24 protein-coding genes are annotated in these 21400 nt (G+C 62.9%); 17 read left to right on the top strand and 7 right to left on the bottom strand.

Annotated features, from left to right (window positions below; all coding sequences use genetic code 11):
- Positions 1 to 342: 342 nt before the first annotated feature.
- The 13 genes from coxB to ACYG9Y_RS18395 all read left to right on the top strand — a co-directional run bounded on the left by coxB (position 343) and on the right by ACYG9Y_RS18395 (position 10276).
- Entirely contained in the window at positions 343 to 1239 is an 897-nt protein-coding gene (coxB, locus tag ACYG9Y_RS18455; protein ID WP_050593114.1) for a cytochrome c oxidase subunit II, read from the top strand.
- A gap of 38 nt (positions 1240 to 1277) precedes the next feature.
- A complete protein-coding gene (ctaD, locus tag ACYG9Y_RS18450; RefSeq protein ID WP_023668420.1) occupies positions 1278 to 2930 on the top strand; it encodes a cytochrome c oxidase subunit I in 1653 nt (550 codons plus the stop codon).
- Between the two features lie 71 nt (positions 2931 to 3001).
- Positions 3002 to 3946 (top strand): heme o synthase, encoded by a 945-nt coding sequence (locus tag ACYG9Y_RS18445; RefSeq protein ID WP_023738487.1) that lies wholly within the window; start codon positions 3002 to 3004, stop codon positions 3944 to 3946.
- A gap of 2 nt (positions 3947 to 3948) precedes the next feature.
- Positions 3949 to 4098: a hypothetical protein gene (locus ACYG9Y_RS18440; RefSeq protein ID WP_023698516.1), complete on the top strand. Its 150-nt coding sequence runs from the start codon at positions 3949 to 3951 to the stop codon at positions 4096 to 4098.
- 8 nt (positions 4099 to 4106) lie between these two features.
- Positions 4107 to 4733 (top strand): cytochrome c oxidase assembly protein, encoded by a 627-nt coding sequence (locus ACYG9Y_RS18435; protein WP_023692073.1) that lies wholly within the window; start codon positions 4107 to 4109, stop codon positions 4731 to 4733.
- A 1-nt stretch (position 4734) separates the two neighbouring features.
- Positions 4735 to 5616 carry a cytochrome c oxidase subunit 3 gene (locus ACYG9Y_RS18430; RefSeq protein ID WP_023668416.1) on the top strand — a complete coding sequence of 294 codons (882 nt, stop codon included), beginning with the start codon at positions 4735 to 4737 and terminating at the stop codon, positions 5614 to 5616.
- 77 nt (positions 5617 to 5693) lie between these two features.
- Positions 5694 to 5834, top strand: a complete 141-nt coding sequence (locus ACYG9Y_RS18425; protein WP_023668415.1) for a L,D-transpeptidase family protein — start codon at positions 5694 to 5696, stop codon at positions 5832 to 5834.
- A gap of 13 nt (positions 5835 to 5847) precedes the next feature.
- On the top strand, positions 5848 to 6234 hold the full coding sequence (locus ACYG9Y_RS18420; protein WP_023685423.1) for a DUF983 domain-containing protein: 387 nt from the start codon (positions 5848 to 5850) through the stop codon (positions 6232 to 6234).
- Positions 6231 to 6986 (top strand): SURF1 family protein, encoded by a 756-nt coding sequence (locus tag ACYG9Y_RS18415; RefSeq protein ID WP_023692072.1) that lies wholly within the window; start codon positions 6231 to 6233, stop codon positions 6984 to 6986. Before ACYG9Y_RS18420 ends, ACYG9Y_RS18415 begins: the two co-directional genes overlap by 4 nt.
- A gap of 161 nt (positions 6987 to 7147) precedes the next feature.
- Positions 7148 to 8158, top strand: a complete 1011-nt coding sequence (gene ispH / locus ACYG9Y_RS18410) for a 4-hydroxy-3-methylbut-2-enyl diphosphate reductase (RefSeq protein ID WP_023692071.1) — start codon at positions 7148 to 7150, stop codon at positions 8156 to 8158.
- A gap of 7 nt (positions 8159 to 8165) precedes the next feature.
- Positions 8166 to 9128 carry a homoserine kinase gene (locus ACYG9Y_RS18405; RefSeq protein WP_023738488.1) on the top strand — a complete coding sequence of 321 codons (963 nt, stop codon included), beginning with the start codon at positions 8166 to 8168 and terminating at the stop codon, positions 9126 to 9128.
- The gene (gene rnhA, locus ACYG9Y_RS18400) at positions 9125 to 9661 is read left to right on the top strand and encodes a ribonuclease HI (RefSeq protein ID WP_023685427.1); all 537 of its coding nucleotides are present in this window, start codon (positions 9125 to 9127) and stop codon (positions 9659 to 9661) included. The genes ACYG9Y_RS18405 and rnhA overlap by 4 nt, the downstream gene beginning before the upstream one ends.
- 30 nt (positions 9662 to 9691) lie before the next feature.
- Positions 9692 to 10276 carry a histidine phosphatase family protein gene (locus tag ACYG9Y_RS18395; RefSeq protein WP_023738489.1) on the top strand — a complete coding sequence of 195 codons (585 nt, stop codon included), beginning with the start codon at positions 9692 to 9694 and terminating at the stop codon, positions 10274 to 10276.
- Between the two features lie 63 nt (positions 10277 to 10339).
- Here ACYG9Y_RS18395 and ACYG9Y_RS18390 read toward each other — a convergent pair whose 3' ends face one another.
- From ACYG9Y_RS18390 to ACYG9Y_RS18380, 3 genes are all read right to left on the bottom strand, one after another.
- Complete coding sequence (locus ACYG9Y_RS18390; protein ID WP_023731307.1) at positions 10340 to 10819, bottom strand: DUF2938 domain-containing protein; 480 nt, start codon at positions 10817 to 10819, stop codon at positions 10340 to 10342.
- Positions 10820 to 10896: 77 nt separating this feature from the next.
- A complete protein-coding gene (locus ACYG9Y_RS18385) occupies positions 10897 to 11379 on the bottom strand; it encodes a peroxiredoxin (RefSeq protein WP_023738490.1) in 483 nt (160 codons plus the stop codon).
- Positions 11380 to 11488: 109 nt separating this feature from the next.
- Positions 11489 to 12295, bottom strand: a complete 807-nt coding sequence (locus ACYG9Y_RS18380; RefSeq protein ID WP_023706670.1) for a protein-disulfide reductase DsbD domain-containing protein — start codon at positions 12293 to 12295, stop codon at positions 11489 to 11491.
- A 215-nt stretch (positions 12296 to 12510) separates the two neighbouring features.
- On the opposite strand from ACYG9Y_RS18380, the gene ACYG9Y_RS18375 reads away from it, so the two are divergent.
- Positions 12511 to 13119 carry a YqgE/AlgH family protein gene (locus tag ACYG9Y_RS18375; protein ID WP_023668405.1) on the top strand — a complete coding sequence of 203 codons (609 nt, stop codon included), beginning with the start codon at positions 12511 to 12513 and terminating at the stop codon, positions 13117 to 13119.
- A gap of 186 nt (positions 13120 to 13305) precedes the next feature.
- On the opposite strand, the gene ACYG9Y_RS18370 is transcribed toward ACYG9Y_RS18375, so the two are convergent.
- Genes ACYG9Y_RS18370 through thrC form a run of 4 tightly spaced genes read right to left on the bottom strand, consistent with a single transcriptional unit; the run spans position 13306 to position 19513 of the window.
- Entirely contained in the window at positions 13306 to 16194 is a 2889-nt protein-coding gene (locus tag ACYG9Y_RS18370) for an EAL domain-containing protein (protein ID WP_023706671.1), read from the bottom strand.
- A gap of 3 nt (positions 16195 to 16197) precedes the next feature.
- Complete coding sequence (locus ACYG9Y_RS18365; RefSeq protein WP_023668403.1) at positions 16198 to 16794, bottom strand: GNAT family N-acetyltransferase; 597 nt, start codon at positions 16792 to 16794, stop codon at positions 16198 to 16200.
- A 14-nt stretch (positions 16795 to 16808) separates the two neighbouring features.
- Entirely contained in the window at positions 16809 to 18101 is a 1293-nt protein-coding gene (locus ACYG9Y_RS18360; RefSeq protein ID WP_023668402.1) for a M16 family metallopeptidase, read from the bottom strand.
- Between the two features lie 14 nt (positions 18102 to 18115).
- Positions 18116 to 19513 carry a threonine synthase gene (thrC, locus tag ACYG9Y_RS18355; RefSeq protein WP_023738491.1) on the bottom strand — a complete coding sequence of 466 codons (1398 nt, stop codon included), beginning with the start codon at positions 19511 to 19513 and terminating at the stop codon, positions 18116 to 18118.
- A gap of 128 nt (positions 19514 to 19641) precedes the next feature.
- Here thrC and ACYG9Y_RS18350 point away from each other — a divergent pair, with 128 nt between their 5' ends.
- The 3 genes from ACYG9Y_RS18350 to ACYG9Y_RS18340 all read left to right on the top strand — a co-directional run bounded on the left by ACYG9Y_RS18350 (position 19642) and on the right by ACYG9Y_RS18340 (position 21348).
- Positions 19642 to 20373, top strand: a complete 732-nt coding sequence (locus ACYG9Y_RS18350; protein ID WP_023687159.1) for a hypothetical protein — start codon at positions 19642 to 19644, stop codon at positions 20371 to 20373.
- A 229-nt stretch (positions 20374 to 20602) separates the two neighbouring features.
- Positions 20603 to 20926, top strand: coding sequence for an ArsR/SmtB family transcription factor (locus ACYG9Y_RS18345; RefSeq protein ID WP_023738492.1), 324 nt, complete (start codon positions 20603 to 20605; stop codon positions 20924 to 20926).
- On the top strand, positions 20923 to 21348 hold the full coding sequence (locus ACYG9Y_RS18340) for an SRPBCC family protein (RefSeq protein ID WP_023701998.1): 426 nt from the start codon (positions 20923 to 20925) through the stop codon (positions 21346 to 21348). The genes ACYG9Y_RS18345 and ACYG9Y_RS18340 overlap by 4 nt, the downstream gene beginning before the upstream one ends.
- The last annotated feature ends 52 nt before the right edge of the window (positions 21349 to 21400 follow it).

The raw sequence follows: 21400 nt of genomic DNA, 5'->3' as shown, positions 1-21400 counted from the left end.
GGCACTTTAAGCCGCGCCAAGGCCAAGTAAAGGATAGGGCGACCGCCGGTCAGCCCCGGCAGGCGCAATAATGCGCTTTTCCCTAGCAAATTCGCCCGAATTGCGACCGTCGGGCGCATTCCGGACACAAGCCCGCATAGCCTGTCTGTCGACGACCCGCGCGGGCCACGAGGCCGTCGAAACAGCGCGGCAGCACTTGCGCGCAAAAATGCCGCACGGTTTCGCCCGCTCCTTTCTTGCGGAGGGAAATAGAGTATGGTTTGAACCACCCTTGGGACTGTCCGGGATTCCCATCCCGGCATTGTTCGATATTCTTGCGTCGCGATCGCGAGGAACCGGGAGATGAAGAGGGCGATGAGAAAATTCCCAGCAAGCGCCAAATTGATGGCAACGGCAGGCGCCGCCGCCGCATTTTTCGCCGGTGCCTCCGCCGATGCGGCCCAGCCGCAGCCGTGGGAGATGACTTTTCAGCCGCCGGCGACAGACATGATGCGGCAGATCGAGTGGTTCGGGAACTACACGATGTGGTTCGTCGTCCCGATCACTGCTTTGGTTCTGGCGCTTCTCGCCTGGTGCATCTTCAGGTTCCGCGCCAGCAAAAACCCGGTTCCGTCCAAGACCAGCCACAACACGCTGATCGAGATCATCTGGACAGTCGGGCCGGTCGTCGTCCTGCTGTTCATCGCCATTCCCTCGTTCCAGCTGCTGACGGCGCAGTACACGCCGCCGGAAGAGGCCAAGCTGACCGTCAAGGTAACGGGCAATCAGTGGAACTGGGACTATGAGTACCAGACCGAGAACACGCTCTCCTTCAACTCGGCCATCCTGCAGGACGCCGACCGCGCCGCGATCGGCAAGGAAGACCGCAAGGTCTATCCGCGCCTGCTGGCGGTCGACAACGAGCTGGTCGTGCCGGTCAACACCATGACGCGCGTCCTGGTTACCGCAGCCGACGTGATCCATTCCTTTGCCGTTCCGGCCTTCGGCATCAAGATGGACGCGGTTCCCGGCCGCACCAATGAGACGTGGTTCAAGGCGGAAAAGGAAGGCATCTATTACGGCCAGTGCTCGCAGCTCTGCGGCAAGGACCATGCCTTCATGCCGATCGCCGTCCGCGTCGTATCCGATGCGCAGTACAAGACCTGGCTGGCAGCAGCCAAGACCGACCTCCCCGGCGCCAACAAGGCGCTGATGGCCGAGGTCGACGGTACCAACAAGGTAGCGGCCGCCGGCAATTGATGCCGCGGGTTAGCAAGAATTAGGGAACGGAGCCGACCATGGCAGAAGCTGCAGCTCACGACGACCACGACCACAAGCCCTATCATGGCTGGGTCCGGTGGGTGTACTCCACCAACCACAAGGACATCGGCACGCTCTACCTGATCTTTGCGATCTTCGCGGGCATCGTCGGCGGCGCGCTTTCGGTCGTCATCCGCATGGAGCTGCAGGAGCCGGGCATCCAGATATTCACCGGTCTGGCGCAGATGGTCTACGGCATGAACGGCGATGCCGCCATCGACGGCGGCAAGAGCATGTACAACGCCTTCGGCACCGCGCACGCGCTGATCATGATCTTCTTCATGGTCATGCCGGCGCTGATCGGCGGCTTCGCCAACTGGATGGTGCCGATCATGATCGGCGCGCCTGACATGGCCTTCCCGCGCATGAACAACATCTCGTTCTGGCTGCTGCCGCCGGCCTTCCTGCTGCTCATCGCTTCGGCTTTCATGCCGAGCGCGCCCGGCGCCTATGGCGTTGGCGGCGGCTGGACGCTCTATCCGCCGCTGTCGACCTCCGGCCAGCCCGGGCCAGCCATGGATCTGGCGATCCTGTCGATCCACATTGCCGGCGCGTCCTCGATCCTCGGCGCCATCAACTTCATCACCACCATTTTCAACATGCGCGCGCCGGGCATGACGCTGCACAAGATGCCGCTATTTGCCTGGTCGGTTCTGATCACCGCCTTCCTGCTGCTCTTGTCGCTTCCGGTTCTGGCCGGTGGCATCACCATGCTGCTTACCGACCGCAATTTCGGCACCACCTTCTTCGCCCCGGATGGCGGCGGCGATCCGATCCTGTTCCAGCATCTGTTCTGGTTCTTCGGTCACCCCGAAGTGTACATCCTGATCCTGCCGGGCTTCGGCATCATCAGCCACATCGTCTCGACCTTCTCGAAGAAGCCGGTGTTCGGCTATCTCGGCATGGCCTACGCCATGGTCGCGATCGGCGCCGTCGGCTTCATCGTCTGGGCGCACCACATGTACACGACCGGCCTGTCGCTCGACACGCAGCGCTACTTCGTCTTTGCCACCATGGTCATCGCCGTGCCGACAGGCGTGAAGATCTTCTCCTGGATCGCGACGATGTGGGGCGGCTCGATCTCGTTCAAGACGCCGATGCTGTGGGCGCTGGGCTTCATCTTCCTGTTCACGGTCGGCGGCGTCACCGGCGTCCAGCTCGCCAATGCCGGCCTCGACCGCTCGCTGCATGACACCTATTTCGTCATTGCCCACTTCCACTATGTGCTGTCGCTGGGTGCGGTCTTCGCCATCTTCGCCGGCTGGTACTACTGGTTCCCCAAGATGACCGGCTACATGTACTCGCCGGTGATCGCCAACACCCACTTCTGGGTCACGTTCGTCGGCGTCAATTTGATCTTCTTCCCGCAGCATTTCCTCGGCCTCGCCGGCATGCCGCGCCGCACCATCGATTATCCCGACGCGTTCGCCGGCTGGAACATGGTGTCGTCCTACGGCTCCTATATATCGGCCGTCGGCGTGGTGATCTTCCTCTATGGCGTGTTCGAGGCCTTCCAGAAGAAGCGCGTCGCCGGCGCCAATCCGTGGGGCGAGGGTGCAACGACGCTCGAATGGCAGCTGCCTTCGCCGCCGCCCTTCCACCAGTGGGAACAGCTGCCGAAAATCAAGTAAGGCAGCCCGAATACGAAGCCGCCGGCCCGCCGGCGGTTTTCGGCCAACGGAATGATTGGACTTATGTACGCATGGCCCTTGTCGACGACCCAATGATTGACGAAGCGGGCTTTCGCATGTCGGAAGCCACGTCGGGCGATTTCTTCGCCCTGCTGAAGCCGCGCGTCATGTCGCTGGTGGTGTTCACGGCCTTTGTCGGCATGGTCGCTGCGCCCGTGACCATCAACCCGCTGCTGGCGGTGATCGCCATCCTGGCCATTGCCATCGGCTCCGGCGCCTCTGGTGCGCTCAACATGTGGTACGACGCCGACATCGACGCGGTGATGAGCCGGACCGCCGGCCGCCCGGTACCGTCCGGCCGTATCCTGCCCGGCGAAGCCCTGAGCTTCGGCCTTGTGCTTTCGGTGCTGTCGGTGATGACGCTGGGCGTGCTGGTCAACTGGCTGTCGGCGGCGCTGCTTGCCTTCACCATCTTCTTCTACGCCGTCGTCTACACGATGTGGCTGAAGCGCTCGACGCCGCAGAACATCGTCATCGGCGGCGCCGCCGGCGCCATCCCGCCGGTCATCGGCTGGGCCGCGGTGACCGGAACGGTGAGCCTGGAAAGCCTCGTCCTGTTCCTGATCATCTTCCTGTGGACGCCGCCGCACTTCTGGGCGCTGGCGCTGTTCAAGTCCGACGACTACGCCAAGGCCGGCATCCCGATGATGCCGAACGTTGCCGGCCAGGCCTCGACCCGCCGCCAGATCTTTGCCTACGCCCTGATCCTGGCGCCGATCGGTGTGCTGCCCTGGGTGCTCGGTTTCACTACCGCCTTCTATGGCGTCGCATCAGTGGCTCTCGGCGCCGGCTTCGTCTGGTATGCCTGGAAAGTGCTGTGCATGACCGATAGCGACCGCGTCATGAAGCCGGCCAAGGCTCTGTTCGCCTATTCGCTGCTCTACCTCTTCGCCATCTTCGCCATCTATCTTGCCGACTGTGTCGTCGGTCGCGCTTTGGCCATCGGTGGAGCATGACCATGATCGACAAGAAGCTTGAACTGGTCACGCTGACCGAAAGCCAGAAGAAGGCGCGGCGCAACCGTTCGGCGGCGATCGGCGTCGCGCTGGCGATTCTGGTCGTCATCTTCTACGTCGCGACCATCGTGAAATTCGGCCATACCGGATGAGGCCGATGATGACCCGCCAGACCGTGACCGATCCCAGGAAGAAGAACACCAACCGCGTCGTCGCCGCCGTCTGCGTCGCCTTTTTCGGCGGCATGATCGGGATGGCCTACGCCGCGGTGCCGCTCTACAAGATGTTCTGCCAGGCCACCGGCTATGGCGGCACGACGCAGCGCGCCGAAAAGCAATATGCCGGCCGCATCCTCGACCGCGACATCACCGTGCGCTTCGACGCCAACACCAACGGCATTCCCTGGCAGTTCCAGCCGGTCGCCCGCTCGGTCACCATCAAGATCGGCGAGACCACGCAGGCGCATTACAGCGCCACCAACAAGTTCGACCGCGCCGTTACCGGCCGCGCCACCTTCAACGTGCAGCCGGAACTGGCGGGCCCCTACTTCAACAAGGTCGAGTGTTTCTGCTTCACCGACACGACGCTGAAGCCCGGCGAGACGCTGGACATGCCGGTCGTGTTCTATGTGGATCCCGATATCGTCAACGTGCCGGAACTGAAGGACTTGAAGACCATCACCCTGTCCTACACGATGTTCCCGGTCCAAAAGAACAAGCCGGTGGCGTCATCGACGCCGGACAGCAGCAGCAAAGTTTCAGATACCGAAGCAAATCTCGGGGGTTGATATGGCAGACGCGCACGCAAAACCACAACACGACTACCATCTCGTCAACCCGAGCCCGTGGCCCTTCCTGGGGTCGATCGGCGCACTGGTGACTGCAGTCGGCGGCGTCGCCCTGATGCAGTATCTCAAGAACGGCGATTTCCCGATTTTCGGCCACAACATCGCCAATCCATGGCTGTTCTTCATCGGCCTCGTCATCGTCCTCTACACGATGTTTGCCTGGTGGTCGGACACCATCAAGGAAGCGCATGAGGGCCACCACACGCGCGTCGTGTCGCTGCATCTGCGCTACGGCATGATCATGTTCATCGCTTCGGAAGTGATGTTCTTCGTTGCCTGGTTCTGGGCCTATTTCGATGCCAGCCTGTTTCCGAGCGAAGTGCAGAATTACGCCCGCACCGCTTTCACTGGCGGCGTCTGGCCGCCGAAGGGTCTCGAAGTCCTCGATCCGTTCCATCTGCCGCTCTACAACACCATCATCCTGCTTCTGTCGGGCACCACGGTGACATGGGCGCACCATTCGCTTATCCATGGCGACCGCAAGGGCCTGATCAACGGCCTGGTGCTGACCGTCGGCCTCGGCATGCTGTTCACCATGGTGCAGGCCTACGAGTACATGCACGCTCCGTTCGGCTTCAAGGATTCCATCTACGGCGCCACCTTCTTCATGGCGACCGGCTTCCATGGCTTCCACGTCATCATCGGCACCATCTTCCTGCTGGTCTGCCTGATCCGCGCCTGGAAAGGCGACTTCACGCCCAAGCAGCATTTCGGCTTCGAGGCGGCTGCCTGGTACTGGCACTTCGTCGACGTGGTCTGGCTGTTCCTGTTCGCATCGATCTACGTCTGGGGATCGGTCGGCGCGGTGATCGAAGGCCACTGACGGCTTTCACCGAACCGACAAATCAGAAGGGCGGTCGCGGCAACGCGGTCGCCTTTCTTCTTTTCGGCGCCCCATCAATGGCCAACGGATTCGGCTGGTCGGGCTGGCTGCTTCAATTGGTCGACTGGACCGATGGCTGCATTGGGGTTACCGACTGCGACATGGACGAAATCTGGACTATGGTGCCGGATGGAACGCTGATCGAAATCGAGCCGTAAAGCATGACTATCCATGAGTGAAGATAGGGCGATCTGGCCACCCATTGAGCCGATCTCGGCCGGCCTGCACGGACGCTGCCCGCGCTGCGGCGAAGGACGGCTGTTTTCCGGCTTCCTCACCGTCGGCAAGCGCTGCAACAATTGCGGCCTCGACTATTCCTACGCCGATGCCGGCGACGGCCCGGCGGTGTTCGTCATCCTGATCATCGGCTTCATCGTCGTGGGGCTGGCGCTGTGGGTGGAGGTCACGCTGAGCCCGCCGCTCTGGCTGCATTTCATCATCTGGATACCGCTGGCCGTGGGACTGTGCCTGACGGCGCTGAGGTTGATCAAGGGGGTGCTGCTGACGCTTCAATACGCCAACAAGGCGGCCGAAGGCCGCCTGGACCAGGGGCAATGAGCGAGGCGCTGACCAAGCCCGCCGGCCGGTCGCGGCCGAAGACGGCATTGCTGCTCGGCCTCGGCCTGGTGGTGTTCGTCATCCTGCTCGGGCTTGGCACATGGCAGGTGCAGCGCCTGTACTGGAAGGAAGCCCTTCTGCAGACCATCGACCAGCGCACCCATTCAGCGCCGCAGCCGCTGGCGGACGTCGAGAAGGAATTCGCCGCCACCGGTGATGTCGACTACACGCCGGTCACCGTCAGCGGGACGTTCCTGCACTCCGGCGAGCGGCATTTCTACGCCACATGGGACGGCGACGCCGGCTTCAACGTCTATACCCCGCTGGCCCTCGACGATGGCCGCTATGTCCTGATCAACCGCGGCTTCGTTCCCTATGATGTCAAGGATGCCGCCAAGCGCCCGCAAGGGCAGGTGACCGGCAAGGTCACGGTCACCGGCCTGGCGCGCAACCCGCTGCCGGCCAAGCCGTCGATGATGCTGCCCGACAATGACGTGGCCAAGAACATCTTCTATTGGAAGGATCGTGACGTCATGGCGGCGAGTGCCGGCCTGCCGGCCGGTGCCGTGCTGGTGCCGATCTTCATCGACGCCGACAAGACGCCGAACCCGGGCGGGCTGCCGGTCGGCGGCGTCACCATCATCGACCTGCCGAATTCTCATCTGCAATATGCCTTCACCTGGTATGGCCTGGCGGCGGCTCTTGCCGCGGTTCTGATCATCAGGCTGCGCCGTCCGGCAAAGACTGAATGATCCAGAGCATGATCCCGAAAAGTGGGAACCGGTTTCGGACAAGATCATGCTCCAACAAAGAGTTAGATCAGGTTGACCATTCAACCTGATCCAACTGCCCTTGACAGGGCAGGGGTGCACACCTCATTTCGCCAAACGATACGATCAACCGATCTGGAATCATGCTGCAGACCGCCACAAAACCACCGCTGACGATCCGGCTCTGCCAGCCGCGCGGCTTTTGCGCCGGTGTCGACCGCGCGATCCAGATCGTCGTGCTGGCGTTGAAGAAATACGGCGCGCCGGTCTATGTCCGCCACGAGATCGTGCACAACCGCTATGTCGTCGAGGGCCTGCAAAGCCTTGGCGCGGTTTTCATCGAGGAACTCTCGGAAATCCCGGCCGAGCACCGCAAGTCGCCGGTTGTCTTCTCAGCCCACGGCGTGCCGAAATCGGTGCCGGCCGACGCCAAGGCACGCGAGCTCTTCTATCTCGACGCCACCTGCCCGCTGGTGTCCAAGGTGCACAAGCAGGCGATGCGCCATCAGCGGCTCGGCCGCCATGTGCTTCTGATCGGCCATGCCGGCCATCCCGAAGTGATCGGCACCATGGGCCAACTGGCTGAAGGCGCCGTCACGCTGATCGAGACCGAAGCCGACGCTGGGACCTTTGCCCCCGCCGACCCGGAAGCGCTCGGCTTCGTAAGCCAGACAACGTTGTCGGTCGAAGACACTGCCGGCATATTGCGGGTGCTGCAGGAGCGCTTCCCGCAACTGCATGCACCGGCCGCCGAATCGATCTGCTACGCCACCACCAACCGCCAGGAAGCGGTCAAGGAAACCGCCGCCGGCGCCGATCTCTATCTGATCGTCGGTGCGCCCAATTCCTCCAATTCGCGCCGTCTTGTCGAAGTGGCGGAGCGCGCCGGCGCCACCATGTCGCTTCTCGTACAGCGCGCCGCCGAAATTCCGTGGAATGACATCACAAATATCTCGACGCTCGGCCTGTCTGCCGGCGCGTCGGCGCCGGAGATCATCGTCGACGAGATCATCGACGCCTTCCGCCAGCGCTTCGAGGTGAACATCGACCTGGCGATCACGGCCACCGAAACGGAGGATTTTCCAGTCATGCGGGTTCTGCGCGATGTCGAACTGACGCGGGCCGACATGGCCTTCGTCAACGGAGCCGCGTGAACAGCCCATGGCGGTCTACACCGACGTCAATGAGGGCGAACTCGGCGCGTTCCTGAGGGCATATCCAGTCGGCGAACTCTTGTCCTACAAGGGTATCGCCGAAGGCACGGAGAATTCGAATTTCCTGCTGCACACCTCAAGCGGCTCTTACATACTGACGCTCTACGAGAAGCGCGTCGACAAGGCCGACCTGCCGTTCTTCCTCGGCCTGATGGGCCATCTCGCCCGTAAAGGCATTTCCTGTCCGCTGCCGGTGACCGCGCATGACGGCACCGTCATCGGCACGCTGGCCGGCCGTCCCGCGGTCATCATCACCTTCCTCGAAGGCCTGTCGCTGCGGCGGCCGACAGCGGCGCATTGCGCGGAGGTCGGCAAGTCCCTCGCCGCACTGCATTTGGCCGGGCAGGATTTTGCGATGACGCGTAACAACGCACTGGCCATCGAGGGCTGGCGCAAACTCTGGAATGCCTCGCGCGACCGAGCCGACGAGGTCGAGCCGGGACTGGCGGCCGAGGTCGATGCGGATTTCGCCGACTTCGGACGCCATTGGCCGCAAGGCCTGCCGGCAGGCATCATCCATGCCGATCTGTTTCCCGACAATGTCTTCTTCCTCGGCGAGAAACTGTCCGGCCTCATCGACTTCTATTTCGCCTGCAACGACCTCTACGCCTATGACGTCGCCACCTGCCTCAATGCCTGGTGTTTCGAGAAGGATTTCTCCTTCAACCTGACCAAAGGCACGGCGCTGCTGGCCGGCTATCAGAGCGTGCGGCCTTTGAGCGAGGGCGAGAAAGCAGCGCTGCCGATGCTTTCGCGCGGCTCGGCGCTGCGCTTTATGCTGACCCGGCTCTATGACTGGCTGACCGTTCCCGACGGCGGGCTGGTCATGAAGCGCGATCCGACCGAATATATCCGCCGCATGCGCTTCCACCGCGCGATCAAGTCGCCTTCGGAATACGGACTGACATGACCAAGCAGGTCGAAATCTTCACCGACGGTGCCTGCTCGGGCAATCCCGGTCCCGGCGGCTGGGGCGCCATCCTGCGCTTCAACGGCAAGACCAAGGAATTGTCGGGCGGCGAGGCCGAGACGACCAATAACCGTATGGAGCTGCTGGCCGCCATCTCGGCGCTGAATGCGCTGAAGGAGCCGTGCGCCGTCGAGCTTCACACCGACAGCAAATATGTCATGGACGGTATCTCCAAATGGATCCACGGCTGGAAGAAAAACGGCTGGAAGACCGCCGACAAGAAGCCGGTCAAGAACGGTGAACTGTGGCAGGCGCTGGATGAGGCCAATCGGCGCCACAAGGTGACCTGGAACTGGGTCAAGGGCCATGCCGGCCACACCGAGAACGAACGCGCCGACGAACTCGCAAGGGAAGGTATGGCGCCGTTCAAGAGGGGCTCAGCCAAACCTGCGGCGCCGAAAGTGGCGCTGAAGCCGGCGGCATCCGAGAAGCAGCCGGCGCCACGGGCACGGCGCTCGACCCAAAGCTATTGAGCTCAAGCTATCGGCAAGGGGATCTCACTCATGCCGATCGTATACTACATCACCCATCCCCAGGTTCAGATCGATGCCAACGTTCCCGTGCCGCACTGGGGGCTGTCCGAGATCGGACGAGCGCGAGCATCAGCCATGCTCGATCAGCCATGGGTCGGATCGATCCGCCGTGTCGTCTCGTCGGCCGAGCGCAAGGCGATCGAAACCGCCGAGATCCTTGGCAAACACCTCGGCCTCGCGGTCGAGGTGAAGGAGCGCATGCATGAGAACGATCGGTCGGCAACCGGCTTCCTGCCGCCGCCGGAGTTCGAGGCGGTCGCCGACCAGTTCTTCGCCAACCCGCACAAAAGCATCCGCGGCTGGGAGCGGGCCATCGATGCCCAGCAACGCATTGTCAGCGAGGTCGAAACGGTGCTGGGTGCTGCCGATGGCGGCGACATTGCCTTCGTCGGCCATGGCGGCGTCGGAACATTGCTGCTGCTCGCGCTCAGCGGCCGCGCAATCAGCCGCGCGGCGGACCAGCCGGCCGGTGGCGGCAATTACTTCGCCTATGATGTCGGGACGCGCCGCGTCGTCCACGGATGGCGGCCGATAGCTAGTCTGGCGCCGCGCTAAAGCGGATGTCAGGAGATCATCGATACCGTTGCCGCGATGAAGCCGCGCGAATAGAACCTGTCCTCAGCGGATCAGCAGGGCCGTGCCGTAGAGGCCGAGCGCGAACACCGTGTGCGAGATCACGTTGAAGGCGCGGATCTGCATCGCGTTGGGGCGCTTTGAGGCGGCCCAGCCGGCGCCCATGCCGGGCGCCAGCAGGAACCAGCCGGCGCCGATGGTGACCATGCCGAGGATGAAGGCTGGCAGGAAGGTCGGCGCGTCCAGCCATGCCGTGCCCACCAGCGCCACCAGGATGAAGCCGTAGACGATGCCGGTGACATAGTGGAAAGCCCAGCCCAGCGCCTGCTCATGCGCATAGGATGCGGCTTGGGCGATATCGTCGTGGAAAACCTTGCCTTCCCTAAGGTGCCAGACCCAGCGGCCGGGCGGCCCCCAGTTCGGCCGCGGCTGGCTGAGCGCCAGATGCAGGAACAGCGCCCAAAGATCCATCAGCACCGTGGCGCCGATGCCGATCGCAACGCTGCGCCAGATGATGTCAAACATCGTCGATGTCCTCCAAACAGGCAATCCGGCCGGAAGCGCGTGGTGGTCAGGCCATGGCGCTCATGAGCCGACGCGGTTTAGAGCTGGCTCAGAATGTGAGCGGCGCCCGATGTGTCGACTCCTGGCTTGGTCTCGACATTGAGCGCGGTGACCTTGCCATTGTCGACGATCATCGAGAAGCGCTTCGAGCGCAATCCCATGCCGCCGCTGGAATAATCGGAGTCGAGGCCGATCGACCTGGCGAAGTCGCCATTGCCGTCGGCGAGATAGAGAATCTTACCCTGACCGCCGGTGAAATTCGCCCAGGCGCCCATGACGTGAACGTCGTTGACAGACACGACGGCGACGGTGTCGACGCCGCGCGCAAGGATGGCGTCGTGGTTTTCGAGATAGCCCGGCAGGTGGTTGTTGCTGCAGGTCGGCGTGAACGCGCCGGGAACGCCGAACAGCACCACTTTCTTGCCCGCAAAAATCTCGGCCGAGGTGATCACCTTGGCGCCGTCGGCGGTCATTTCCTTGAAGGTCGCATCGGGCAGTTTGTCGCCAACGGCAATCGTCATGATGGTCCTCGTGTGAAGCAGGGAAGGTTTCTTGCGATAGCGAAATCAGGCATCTCCCGCAACCGCCGACAGGGCCTGGATCAAGGGAAAGCCTGGATCGGGTTCGGTATCAGGGAAACGGCAGAACGCCCTCGACCGCGCCTTCGGCACTTGTCAGGGTGTAATACAACCCGCCATCGGTCGGTGTCGTCGACGGCCGGTCGAGGATCGGAATGGTAAATACCAGCCGGCCGTCCTTTTCGCTGCGTGCAGGCGCCCCGAACATATAATCGCGTCCCCCGGCGACGAATAAATCCGCCGCCTCCGGATCTCCGGGAAAAGTCGCCTCGACCATCAGCGTCTCATGGTCGCCCGGCAGCACCTTGATCCCGAAATCGGGCTTGGCAGGCGCGGGCAAGGTGGCGAGTGCAGCCTTCACCAGCGCCGCATCCTCGGCATTGTCGGGATCGGCGGCGGGATCGACGCTCAGCCGCGTCTGCACCGGAATACAGATCGTCTCGCAGATGCCAAGAAAGATGTCGGCATCGATGACGGCCGCATCCCCAGGCGACGACAAAGTGAATGTCACCGGCAGCGAGACCGGATGGTTGTAGCCGGCCCATTTGCCGTAGCCGTCGTCATGGCGCTGCGGCGGCGGGAAGGAAAACGCCGCATCGGTGATGTTGGTGCTGGCCGAAACGTCGATCTGCGGCGGCACGCCGGCGTCGCCCGGATCGCGCCAATAAGTTTTCCAGCCGGGCTTGAGCGCGATGTCGAGCACGCCCTGTATGCGACCGGCCTCGTCGGCCTTGCCTGTTGTCACCAGCCGCACCTTGCCGCCTTCGCTGTTGTACCATTCCGACGAGGAGGCGGCGGCGGGCAGGACTGCTCCGCATCCGATAGCAATACCGAGCAGCAGGATTTTCAAGCTTTGCATGGCGTTGATTTGATCGTCAGTTCATGGCCGCGCAATGTTTTCATGGCGCTCTGCGTATCATATTTGCGTGACCTTCGGGCAAGGAACAGTTGGCTTCAAGCAATCGGCCGAGTGAAGTTCGCAGTCAAGATTCCGTTGTTCCAACCGTTGGGCTTTGGCCGAATCGCACGCGGCGCATCTTTTCGGCGTCCCGGAAACGCGTTACGCTCCCGTCCATGGACTTGTTGCGCCACAAAAAGACGGCCGGTGGACGCGGCTTTCTTGACGACCAGTTTCTGATTGCCATGCCCGGCATGAAGGACGATCGCTTCACGCGCTCGGTCATCTACATCTGTGCGCACAGCGATGAAGGCGCCATGGGCCTGATCATCAACCAGACGCAACAGATGCTGTTTCCCGATCTTCTGGTGCAGCTCGGCATCATGAACGAGCAGGAGGCGATCAGGCTGCCGGCGCAGGCCCGCGACTTCGTCGTGCGCAATGGCGGCCCGGTGGACCGCAGCCGCGGCTTCGTCCTGCACTCGGGCGACTACCGGGTGGAATCCTCGCTCACCGTCTCCGACGATATCTGCCTGACCGCGACGGTCGACATATTGCGCGCCATCTCGTCCGGCCGCGGCCCGCGGCGCGCGTTGATGGCGCTCGGCTATTCCGGCTGGGGCGCCGGCCAGCTGGAAACCGAGATCGCCGAGAATGGCTGGCTGACCTGTCCGGCCACGCCGGAGCTGCTGTTCGACGCCGACATCGAGCGGAAGTACGACCGCATCCTGGCATCGATCGGGATTGATCTGGCGCATTTGAGCCTGGCCGCGGGGCACGCCTGAGGCCTCGCCTTCGCCGACGTTCCGCCGAACCTTCGCGACTAGCCGAAGCCGCCCGCCACTTTCGCCATCCTAGGGTCTGCGCCGCGTCTCTGCGCTCCTTGCTTCGCCCTAGGATGACGAAGGCGCGGTCGCTTCAGGGGTTCATTCCAATGTAACCACGCGCCTGCACGACGCATGCCTCACCCGTCACGCCTGCGTCATCGGGTACTGCTCTTTCAACGCCTTCAGCACCTGGTCGCCTGGCATCGGCGCGCCGAACATGAAGCTTTGCACATATTCGCAGCCCATCTGGCGCAGTTCCAGCGCATCGCTTTCGTCGGAAATGCCCTCGGCCACCACCGACAGGCCGAGCTCATGCGCCATGTTGACCATGGATTTGAGCAGCACCGCGCGCTTCGGCGTCGCGTCGTCCACAAAACTCTTGTCGATCTTGATGGTGTCGAAGGGGAAGCGGGTCAGATAGGCGAGCGAGGAATAGCCGGTGCCGAAATCGTCCAGCGACAGGCCGATGCCGAGCTGCTTCAGCTTGGTCAGCACATGCGAGGTCTGCTCTGGATTGTCCATGACCAGCGATTCGGTAAGTTCGAGCCGGAAGCAGCGCGGCTTCAGATTGGCGCGCGCGATGACCGAGCGGACATCGCTGACCAGGTCGCGGCGGATCAGCTGGCGACTGGACAGATTGACCGACACCGACAGCGGCGTGTCGCCGATCTGCTTTTGCCAACCGGCGAGGTCCTCGGCCGCCTGCTGCATGGCAAACAGGCCAAGCTGCACGATCAGACCACAGCTTTCGGCGACCGGGATGAAATCGCCGGGCGGGATCATGCCGCGGCGCGGATGGTCCCACCTCAGCAGCGCCTCGAAGCCGGCAATGCTGCCGTCCTCCAGCCGCACGATCGGCTGGTAGGCAAGGGTGAACTCGCGCCGCTCGATGGCGCGGCGCAGATCGGATTCGAATTGCAGCCGGTCGGTGCCGACGGTGCGGAAGGCCGGCCGGAACGGCTCGATCCTGTCGCCGCCGAAGCGCTTGGCCTGGTGCATGGCAAGCTCGGCGTCCTTGACCATGTCTTCTGCCGAAGTCTGCGCCGAGGTCCAGGTGATCAGGCCGATCGAGGCAGTCAGCACGATCTCGCGCTTGGCGAAGGTGATCGGGTTGTTGATGGCGTGCTTGATGGCGTCTGCCACCGCCGCGATGCGGGAGGGTTCCTGTTCGGAGAGCAGCATCAGGGCGAACTGGTCACCGGCAAAGCGCGACAGCGAATCCTTCGGTTTCAACAGCCGGTGCAAGCGGCGCGCAATGGTGAGCAGGATGGTGTCGCCGGCCGAGATGCCAAGCCCGTCATTGACCTGCTTGAAACGGTCGATGTCGATGACGAAGACGGTCGGGCGCACCTTCTCTTCGGTGCGCGCGATCGAGATGATGGCTTCCAGCCGGTTCATCAGAAGTTCGCGGTTGGGCAGGCCGGTCAGATTGTCGTGAACGGCATCGTGCAGCAGCCTTTCCTCGGACTTTTTCTGCTCGGTGACGTCGACCATGGTGCCGACGCAGCGAATCACTTCGCCGTCCGAGCCGATCACCGGCCGCGCCCGAAGCAAGAACCAGTGGTAGTGCCCGTCGGCGCCGCGCAGGCGGAAATTCTGCGAGACCCGGCCGCGCCGATGTTCGAGCACCACGTCGAGCGTGGTGCGGAACGTGTCGCGGTCGTCGGCATGCAGCACCGGCAGCCAGTTGCGGGCCGCACCCCCCAGGCTGTTGGGCGCCAGGCCAAGCTGGATGCTGACGTCGGGCTTGGTGACGACGCGGTCGCGCAGCACGTCCCAGTCCCACACCGTGTCGCCGGAGCCGGCGACGGCCAGCGCCTGGCGCTCGAGATCGGAGAACAGGCCCTGATGCAGCGCGCCGCCGGCAAAGGCATGCTGCATGACGGTGAAGCCGATCAAAAGGATGATCAGGATCAGCCCGCCGCCCAATGCCGGCTGGGCGATGTCGTTGTCGAGCATGCCAGTGATCGCCATCCACGACCCGCACAGCCATAGCAGCACCATCACCCAACTGGGCACCAGCATGATCGCACGGTCGTAACCACGAAGACCGAGCAGGATGATGAGGCCGAGCCCGGTCAGCGCGGTGGCGGCAAAGGACAGCCGGGCAATACCGGCGGCGACTGCCGGATCGATGATGGCCACACCGGCAATCAGCACCAGGCCGAGGATCCAGACCAGCGCGCCATAGCTGAAATGGCCGTGCCACCGGTTGAGGTTGAGATAGGCGAACAGGAACACCACGAAGGTCGCCGCAAGCGCCACCTCCGTTCCCGCCCGCCACATCTGCTCGTTCCCGGGCGATATCTCTATGATCTTGTTTAGAAAGCCGAAATCGACGCAGATATAGGCAAGTACCGCCCACGCAAGTGCGGCTGTCGCCGGAAACATCGAGGTTCCCTTGACGACGAAAAGGATGGTCAGGAAGAGCGCCAGCAGCCCGGCGATGCCGATGACGATGCCGCGGAACAGCGTATAGGAATTGACCGAGTCCTTGTAGGCTTCCGGCTCCCATAGATAGACCTGCGGCAGCTTCGGCGAGGCGAGTTCGGCGATGAAGGTGATCACCGTTCCCGGGTTCAGCGTCACCCGGAACACGTCGGCGTCGGAGCTTGACTGGCGGTCGAGCGCGAAGCCCTCGCTGGGGGTGATCGCGGCGATGCGGGTGGCGCCGAGATCGGGCCAGAAGATGCCGGAATTCACCAGCCGGAAATGCGGCGCCACGATCAGCCGGTCGAGCTGCTGGTCGGTGGTGTTGGCGAGCGCGAACACCGCCCAGTCGCCGCTCGAGCGCGCGTCATTGGCCTCGACCTCGATGCGCCGGACGATGCCGTCGGGACCGGGCGCGGTCGACACCTGGAAGTTTTCGCCCTGATTGACGTAGATCTGGACGGCGCGCGACAGGTCGAGCGCGACATCGTCGCGGGCAATCTTGATCGGTTCGACGGCGAAGGCCGGGAGCGCCGCGCAAAGCGTGACGACAACCGCCAGAACAAAGGCCAACAGCGACCCGTTTCGCAGGAAATTCGTCAAAAATCAGTCCTTCGTTCCAGCGCCCGGCGGATCGTCCGCGATCCGGGCGTAGAGGTAGTGGTCCTGCCAGATGCCGTTGATCCTGAGGTAGGATCGCAGAAGTCCTTCGCGCCGGAATCCGGCTTTTTCAAGCACGCGGATCGACCGGACATTGTCGGGAATACAGGCAGCTTCGATCCGGTGCAACCTCAGCGTATCGAAGGCGAAGCGGCAGACCACCTTGACCGCGTCGGTCATCAGGCCGCGGCCGCCAAACCGCTCCCCGATCCAGTACCCGACATGGCCGCTTTGCGAGACGCCGTGGCGGATATTGCCGAGCGTAATGCCGCCGGCAAGCTTGCCGCTCGCCTTCTCGAAGATGAAGAAGGCGATGGCTGTCCCCTGCGCATAGTCTTCGCGGTAGCGGCCGATGCGCAGCCGCCAGGCGGTGCGGTCGAGTTCATCGGGCGTCCAGCGCGGCTCCCACGGTTCGAGGAAGGCACGGCTTTCGCCGCGCACCGCTGACCATTCGCGATAGTCGTTGGTGTAGGGCACGCGCAGCATGACCCGGTCGCCTTTCAGTGCCGGCAGGTCACGGCGAAAGAAAGGGAGCGCGAACACCGGCGCTTGAAGGCTTAGACGGCGAGCTTGCGGGCCGTGGTGTGCGTGCCCGCAAGCGAATCGAGAATCGCCTCATAGGGCGCGAGCGTACCCACCGGTCCAACCGCGGTCAGCGTCGGCTTGGTCGAAAACAGCCGGGACGAAAGGTCGGTCAGCCGCTCGACGGTCAGCGCCGACAGCCGTTCCATCAATTCCTCCTTGGCGATCGGCCGACCGAACAGAAGCAGCTGCCTGGCGATCTGCGAGGCGCGGCTGGCCGGGCTTTCAGCCGACATGATCAGGCCGGCGCGATATTGCGCGCGGGCGCGGTCGAGCTCTTCCTGAAGGATATTCTCGCCGGCCTTCTGCAGCTCGTCGATAATGACCGGCACCAGTTCGGCAATGTCGCTCTGCCCGGTCGCGGCATGAACGCCGAAGATGCCGGTATCGGAAAAACCCCAGTGGAAGGCATAGACCGAATAGCACAGGCCACGCTTTTCGCGGACCTCCTGGAACAGCCGGGACGACATGCCGCCGCCGAGGATCATCGACAGCACCTGCGAAGCGTAGAAATCGCGCACATGATAGGCTCGGCCTTCGAAGCCGAGCACGATCTGCGCGTCCATCAGGTCGCGATCCTCGCGGAAATCGCCGCCGACATACTGCGCATATTGCGGCATCGTGCTGTCGGACTTGCTGCGGAAACCGCCAAGCTGCTTTTCGACCTCGCGCACGAAATTGTCGTGCTTGATGTCGCCTGCCGCCACGATCACCATCTTCTCGGCGCCATACTGGCGCTCTATGAAATCATGCAGCTGTTTGGAGGTGAAGGATTTGACGGTTTCCGGCGTGCCGAGGATCGAGCGGCCGATCGTCTGGTGGCGGAAGGCGGTCTCGGTGAAACGGTCGAAGACGATGTCGTCGGGCGTGTCGTGCGCGGCGCCGATCTCCTGCAGGATCACATGCTGCTCGCGCTCCAGTTCCTCTGGGTCGAATTCGGACTCCTGCAGGATATCGGCAAGGATATCCACCGCCAGCGGCACATCGTCGGACAGCACCCTGGCGTAATAGGACGTCGTCTCGACTGATGTTGCGGCATTGATCTCGCCGCCGACATCCTCGATTTCCGAGGCGATCTCGAAGGCCGTCCGCCTTTTCGTACCCTTGAAGGCCATATGCTCGAGCAGATGGGCCATTCCGTGCTCGTCGTCACGCTCATTGCGGGCGCCGGACTTGACCCAGGCGCCAAGGGCAACGGATTCGAGGCTTGGAAGGGTTTCGGTGGCGACTGTCAGGCCGTTCGACAGACGGCTTACCTCAACACCCATATGGCAAGTACTCCCTAACGCGCTGCCCTTGAGTGGCGGCTCACGTAATCTTCCACCATTTTCAGGTCGGATGGAAGTACCGTGTACTTTTCGTCGGCTGACATCAAGGACCCCAGCCATGCGGGCAGGGCCGGCGACACGCCGCAGGCGGCTTCGACCGCGGCCGGGAACTTGGCCGGGTGCGCCGTGCCCAGCACCACCATCGGCACTGCACCGTCAGCCTTGCCGGCGGCGACATGCACGGCCGCGGCCGTGTGCGGATCGAGCAGATAATTGCTGGATTCGAGCGTTGAACGGATGGTGGCGGCAACCTCGTCCATATCAGCGCGTCCGGCGTCGAATTCGGACCGCATCCGGTCGATTTCTGCGGTTTCGATGGTGAAGGCGCCGGATTGCTTGAGGCCGGCCATGTAACGCCGCACCGTCTCTGCGTTACGGTCGCAGGCCTCGAACAGCAGTCGCTCGAAGTTCGACGATACCTGGATGTCCATCGATGGCGACGTCGTCGCAAACACACCCTTGGTGCGGTATTCACCGGTCGCGAAAGTGCGCGCCAATATGTCGTTGTCGTTGGTGGCGACGATCAGCCGCTCGACCGGCAGGCCCATCTTCTTGGCGGCGTAACCGGCGAAAATATCGCCGAAATTGCCGGTCGGCACGGTAAAGGAGACCGGCCTGTCCGGCGCGCCGAGCGAAAGCGCCGAGGAAAAATAATAGACGATCTGGGCCATGATGCGGGCCCAGTTGATCGAATTGACGCCCGACAGCGACACGCGATCACGAAAACGATGATCGTTGAACATATCCTTCAGCAGGCCCTGGCAATCGTCGAAATTGCCTTCGATCGCCAGCGCCTGGACGTTGGCGGCCGTCGATGTCGTCATCTGCCGCTGCTGTACCGGCGAGACGCGGCCATGCGGGAACATCACGAAAATGTCAGTTCGGTCGCGGCCGGCGAAGGCATCGATGGCGGCGCCGCCAGTGTCACCCGAGGTCGCGCCGACGATGGTGGCGCGCTGGCCACGCTCAGTCAGTACATGGTCCATCAGCCGGGCAAGCAGCTGCATGGCAACGTCCTTGAAGGCCAGCGTCGGACCGTGGAAGAGCTCGAGGATGAACGTGTTGGCGCCGGTCTGCACCAGCGGGCAGACGGCCCGGTGGCGGAAGGTGGCATAGGCTTCTCGCACCAGGCGCTCGAAGACGGGTGCGGCGATCTCGCCGCCGAGGAAGGGCGTCAGCACGCGGATGGCGAGGTCCGCATAGGGCAGGCCGCGCATGGCGCGGATCTCGGCTGCCGAAAACTGCGGCCATGTCTGCGGCACATAAAGCCCGCCGTCGCGGGCCAGCCCCGCCAGCACCGCATCGGCAAATCCAAGCACGGGCACATCCCCGCGGGTACTCACATAGCGCATCGTCAAAGGTCCATTGCTGCCGCCGGTTTCATCCACGGCAATTGGTTAATTTTCCGAGCCGCCTCAGTCGCATTTTTGCCGTGGCGTTGCTATACGTCACCAACTTTGCGAGAGGGAAGTGCAGTTTCATGGCGTTTCATAAATTCAACCGTCGCTTTGTCGCGGGTCTGGCGCTAACCGGCTTTATGCTTGCCGCCGCCGGTTGCCAATCGAGCGACAATGGCATCCTCAATCTCGGTTTCGGCAAGAAGACCGACCCGAATGCGCCAATACCGCCTCAGGATCCCAAGGTTCTCGCCAGCCAGTTGCAGGCCTACTGCCCGAAAGTGACGGTGCGTGACGGCACCGCATACTTCAATACCTACGCCAAGGGCGCGCCGCAGCCGAAAAAGAAAAAGGCTGATGCAACACAGGATGCCGAGGCTGCTGCCGCCGCGCAGACGGCGCCTGACGGCTCCATCGTCGATCCGAACAAGGATCCGGCCAAGATCATCTACCAGGCCTCGATCAGCGATGTGAGCCGCGATTGCAGCCGTGCCAACGGCCAGTTGACGATGAAGGTTGGCGTTGCCGGCAAGATCGTGCCGGGACCGCTGTTCGCCCCCGGCACCATCACCATGCCGATCCGCATTGCCGTCATGCACGGCCCCGACGTACTTTATTCGCAGATCCACCCCTATCAGATCCAGGTCAGCGATCCCTCGACCGCCACCCAGTTCGTGTTCACCGATCCCAACGTCGTCGTGCCCGAACCCTCCGCCCGGGATTACACTGTCTATGCCGGCTATGACGACACCGCGCCGGCGGCGGTGGACAAGAAGTCCGGCAAGAAAAAGAAGCGCGCTCCGGCGACGAACTAAGCGCCTGGGCGCCGTCGCTGCTGCGACGGTGCCGGTCAACTCTTTGAAAGATCCAAACGATCCGATCGTATCTTTGAAAGATCCAAACGATCCGATCGTAATCCTGCAGGCGTGCGCCTGCGGCAGGTCGCGTCTGCGCTTTAATCTCGATCCATTCCGCCAGCGCACTTGACTCATCCATAGCCCGGCGGTTATACGTCAATCAATAGCTCGCAGGTTATTGATCCTGATGCCGGACGCCCACGATACTTTGTTCAGAACGCTTGCCGACCCGACCCGGCGGGCCATCTTCGAGCGCCTTTGCCGCCAGGGTGAGCAGACTGTGGGGGCGCTGACGGCGGAGTCCGGGGTTTCGCAACCGGCGGTGTCGAAGCATCTCGGCGTCCTGAAGCTGGCCGGGCTGGTGCGTGACCGCCACGCCGGACGCCAGACCCACTACAGCGCCCAGCCCGCGGCACTTGGTCCGCTGACCGACTGGACAGTTCAAATGACAGGATTCTGGGAGGGCCGCTTCGATGACCTCGAAAACCTGCTGAAAAGGATGGACCAGTGAGCAATCCCGAACTGCGCACCGTCGTCGTCGAACGTGAAATATCCTGGCCGGCGGAGAAGATCTGGCGCGCGTTGACGCAGCCGCATCTGATGGAGGAATGGCTCATGAAGAACGATTTCAAGCCTGTCGTCGGTCACAGCTTCAATCTTCGCGGCGACTGGGGCGGCGTGCTCGATTGCGAGGTCCTCGCCGTCGAGCAAGGCAGGACGCTGTCCTACAGCTGGGATTTTGCGCATGAGGATGCCGCCTACAATCTGAAGAGCGTGGTGACGTTCACGCTCACGCCCACCAGCAAGGGGACCCATCTGCGCGTCGAGCAGTCGGGTTTCCATCCGAGCCAGAAGCAGGCCTATGGCGGAGCCAGGGCCGGGTGGCAGCAATTCCTCACCAAGCTGGAACAGCTTCTGGCGAAGCCGGATTGAAGCCTGCCGGACCACGCCCTGGCCGCGGGGGCAACCGAATGCAAAAAGGAGG

This window comes from Mesorhizobium sp. W050 (genome assembly GCF_054719535.1).
The sequence above is the reverse complement of the archived record's forward strand: the minus strand, read 5'-3'. Positions and strand labels throughout refer to the sequence as shown.

Excerpts from the sequence above, each read along its gene's own strand:
- coxB (WP_050593114.1), top strand. The coding sequence starts at position 343 with ATGAAGAGGGCGATGAGAAAATTCCCAGCAAGCGCCAAATTGATGGCA.
- ctaD (WP_023668420.1), top strand. The coding sequence starts at position 1,278 with ATGGCAGAAGCTGCAGCTCACGACGACCACGACCACAAGCCCTATCAT.
- ACYG9Y_RS18445 (WP_023738487.1), top strand. The coding sequence starts at position 3,002 with ATGGCCCTTGTCGACGACCCAATGATTGACGAAGCGGGCTTTCGCATG.
- ACYG9Y_RS18440 (WP_023698516.1), top strand. The coding sequence starts at position 3,949 with ATGATCGACAAGAAGCTTGAACTGGTCACGCTGACCGAAAGCCAGAAG.
- ACYG9Y_RS18435 (WP_023692073.1), top strand. The coding sequence starts at position 4,107 with ATGACCCGCCAGACCGTGACCGATCCCAGGAAGAAGAACACCAACCGC.
- ACYG9Y_RS18430 (WP_023668416.1), top strand. The coding sequence starts at position 4,735 with ATGGCAGACGCGCACGCAAAACCACAACACGACTACCATCTCGTCAAC.
- ACYG9Y_RS18425 (WP_023668415.1), top strand. The coding sequence starts at position 5,694 with ATGGCCAACGGATTCGGCTGGTCGGGCTGGCTGCTTCAATTGGTCGAC.
- ACYG9Y_RS18420 (WP_023685423.1), top strand. The coding sequence starts at position 5,848 with ATGAGTGAAGATAGGGCGATCTGGCCACCCATTGAGCCGATCTCGGCC.
- ACYG9Y_RS18415 (WP_023692072.1), top strand. The coding sequence starts at position 6,231 with ATGAGCGAGGCGCTGACCAAGCCCGCCGGCCGGTCGCGGCCGAAGACG.
- ispH (WP_023692071.1), top strand. The coding sequence starts at position 7,148 with ATGCTGCAGACCGCCACAAAACCACCGCTGACGATCCGGCTCTGCCAG.
- ACYG9Y_RS18405 (WP_023738488.1), top strand. The coding sequence starts at position 8,166 with ATGGCGGTCTACACCGACGTCAATGAGGGCGAACTCGGCGCGTTCCTG.
- rnhA (WP_023685427.1), top strand. The coding sequence starts at position 9,125 with ATGACCAAGCAGGTCGAAATCTTCACCGACGGTGCCTGCTCGGGCAAT.
- ACYG9Y_RS18395 (WP_023738489.1), top strand. The coding sequence starts at position 9,692 with ATGCCGATCGTATACTACATCACCCATCCCCAGGTTCAGATCGATGCC.
- ACYG9Y_RS18390 (WP_023731307.1), bottom strand. The coding sequence starts at position 10,819 with ATGTTTGACATCATCTGGCGCAGCGTTGCGATCGGCATCGGCGCCACG.
- ACYG9Y_RS18385 (WP_023738490.1), bottom strand. The coding sequence starts at position 11,379 with ATGACGATTGCCGTTGGCGACAAACTGCCCGATGCGACCTTCAAGGAA.
- ACYG9Y_RS18380 (WP_023706670.1), bottom strand. The coding sequence starts at position 12,295 with ATGCAAAGCTTGAAAATCCTGCTGCTCGGTATTGCTATCGGATGCGGA.
- ACYG9Y_RS18375 (WP_023668405.1), top strand. The coding sequence starts at position 12,511 with ATGGACTTGTTGCGCCACAAAAAGACGGCCGGTGGACGCGGCTTTCTT.
- ACYG9Y_RS18360 (WP_023668402.1), bottom strand. The coding sequence starts at position 18,101 with ATGGGTGTTGAGGTAAGCCGTCTGTCGAACGGCCTGACAGTCGCCACC.
- thrC (WP_023738491.1), bottom strand. The coding sequence starts at position 19,513 with ATGCGCTATGTGAGTACCCGCGGGGATGTGCCCGTGCTTGGATTTGCC.
- ACYG9Y_RS18350 (WP_023687159.1), top strand. The coding sequence starts at position 19,642 with ATGGCGTTTCATAAATTCAACCGTCGCTTTGTCGCGGGTCTGGCGCTA.
- ACYG9Y_RS18345 (WP_023738492.1), top strand. The coding sequence starts at position 20,603 with ATGCCGGACGCCCACGATACTTTGTTCAGAACGCTTGCCGACCCGACC.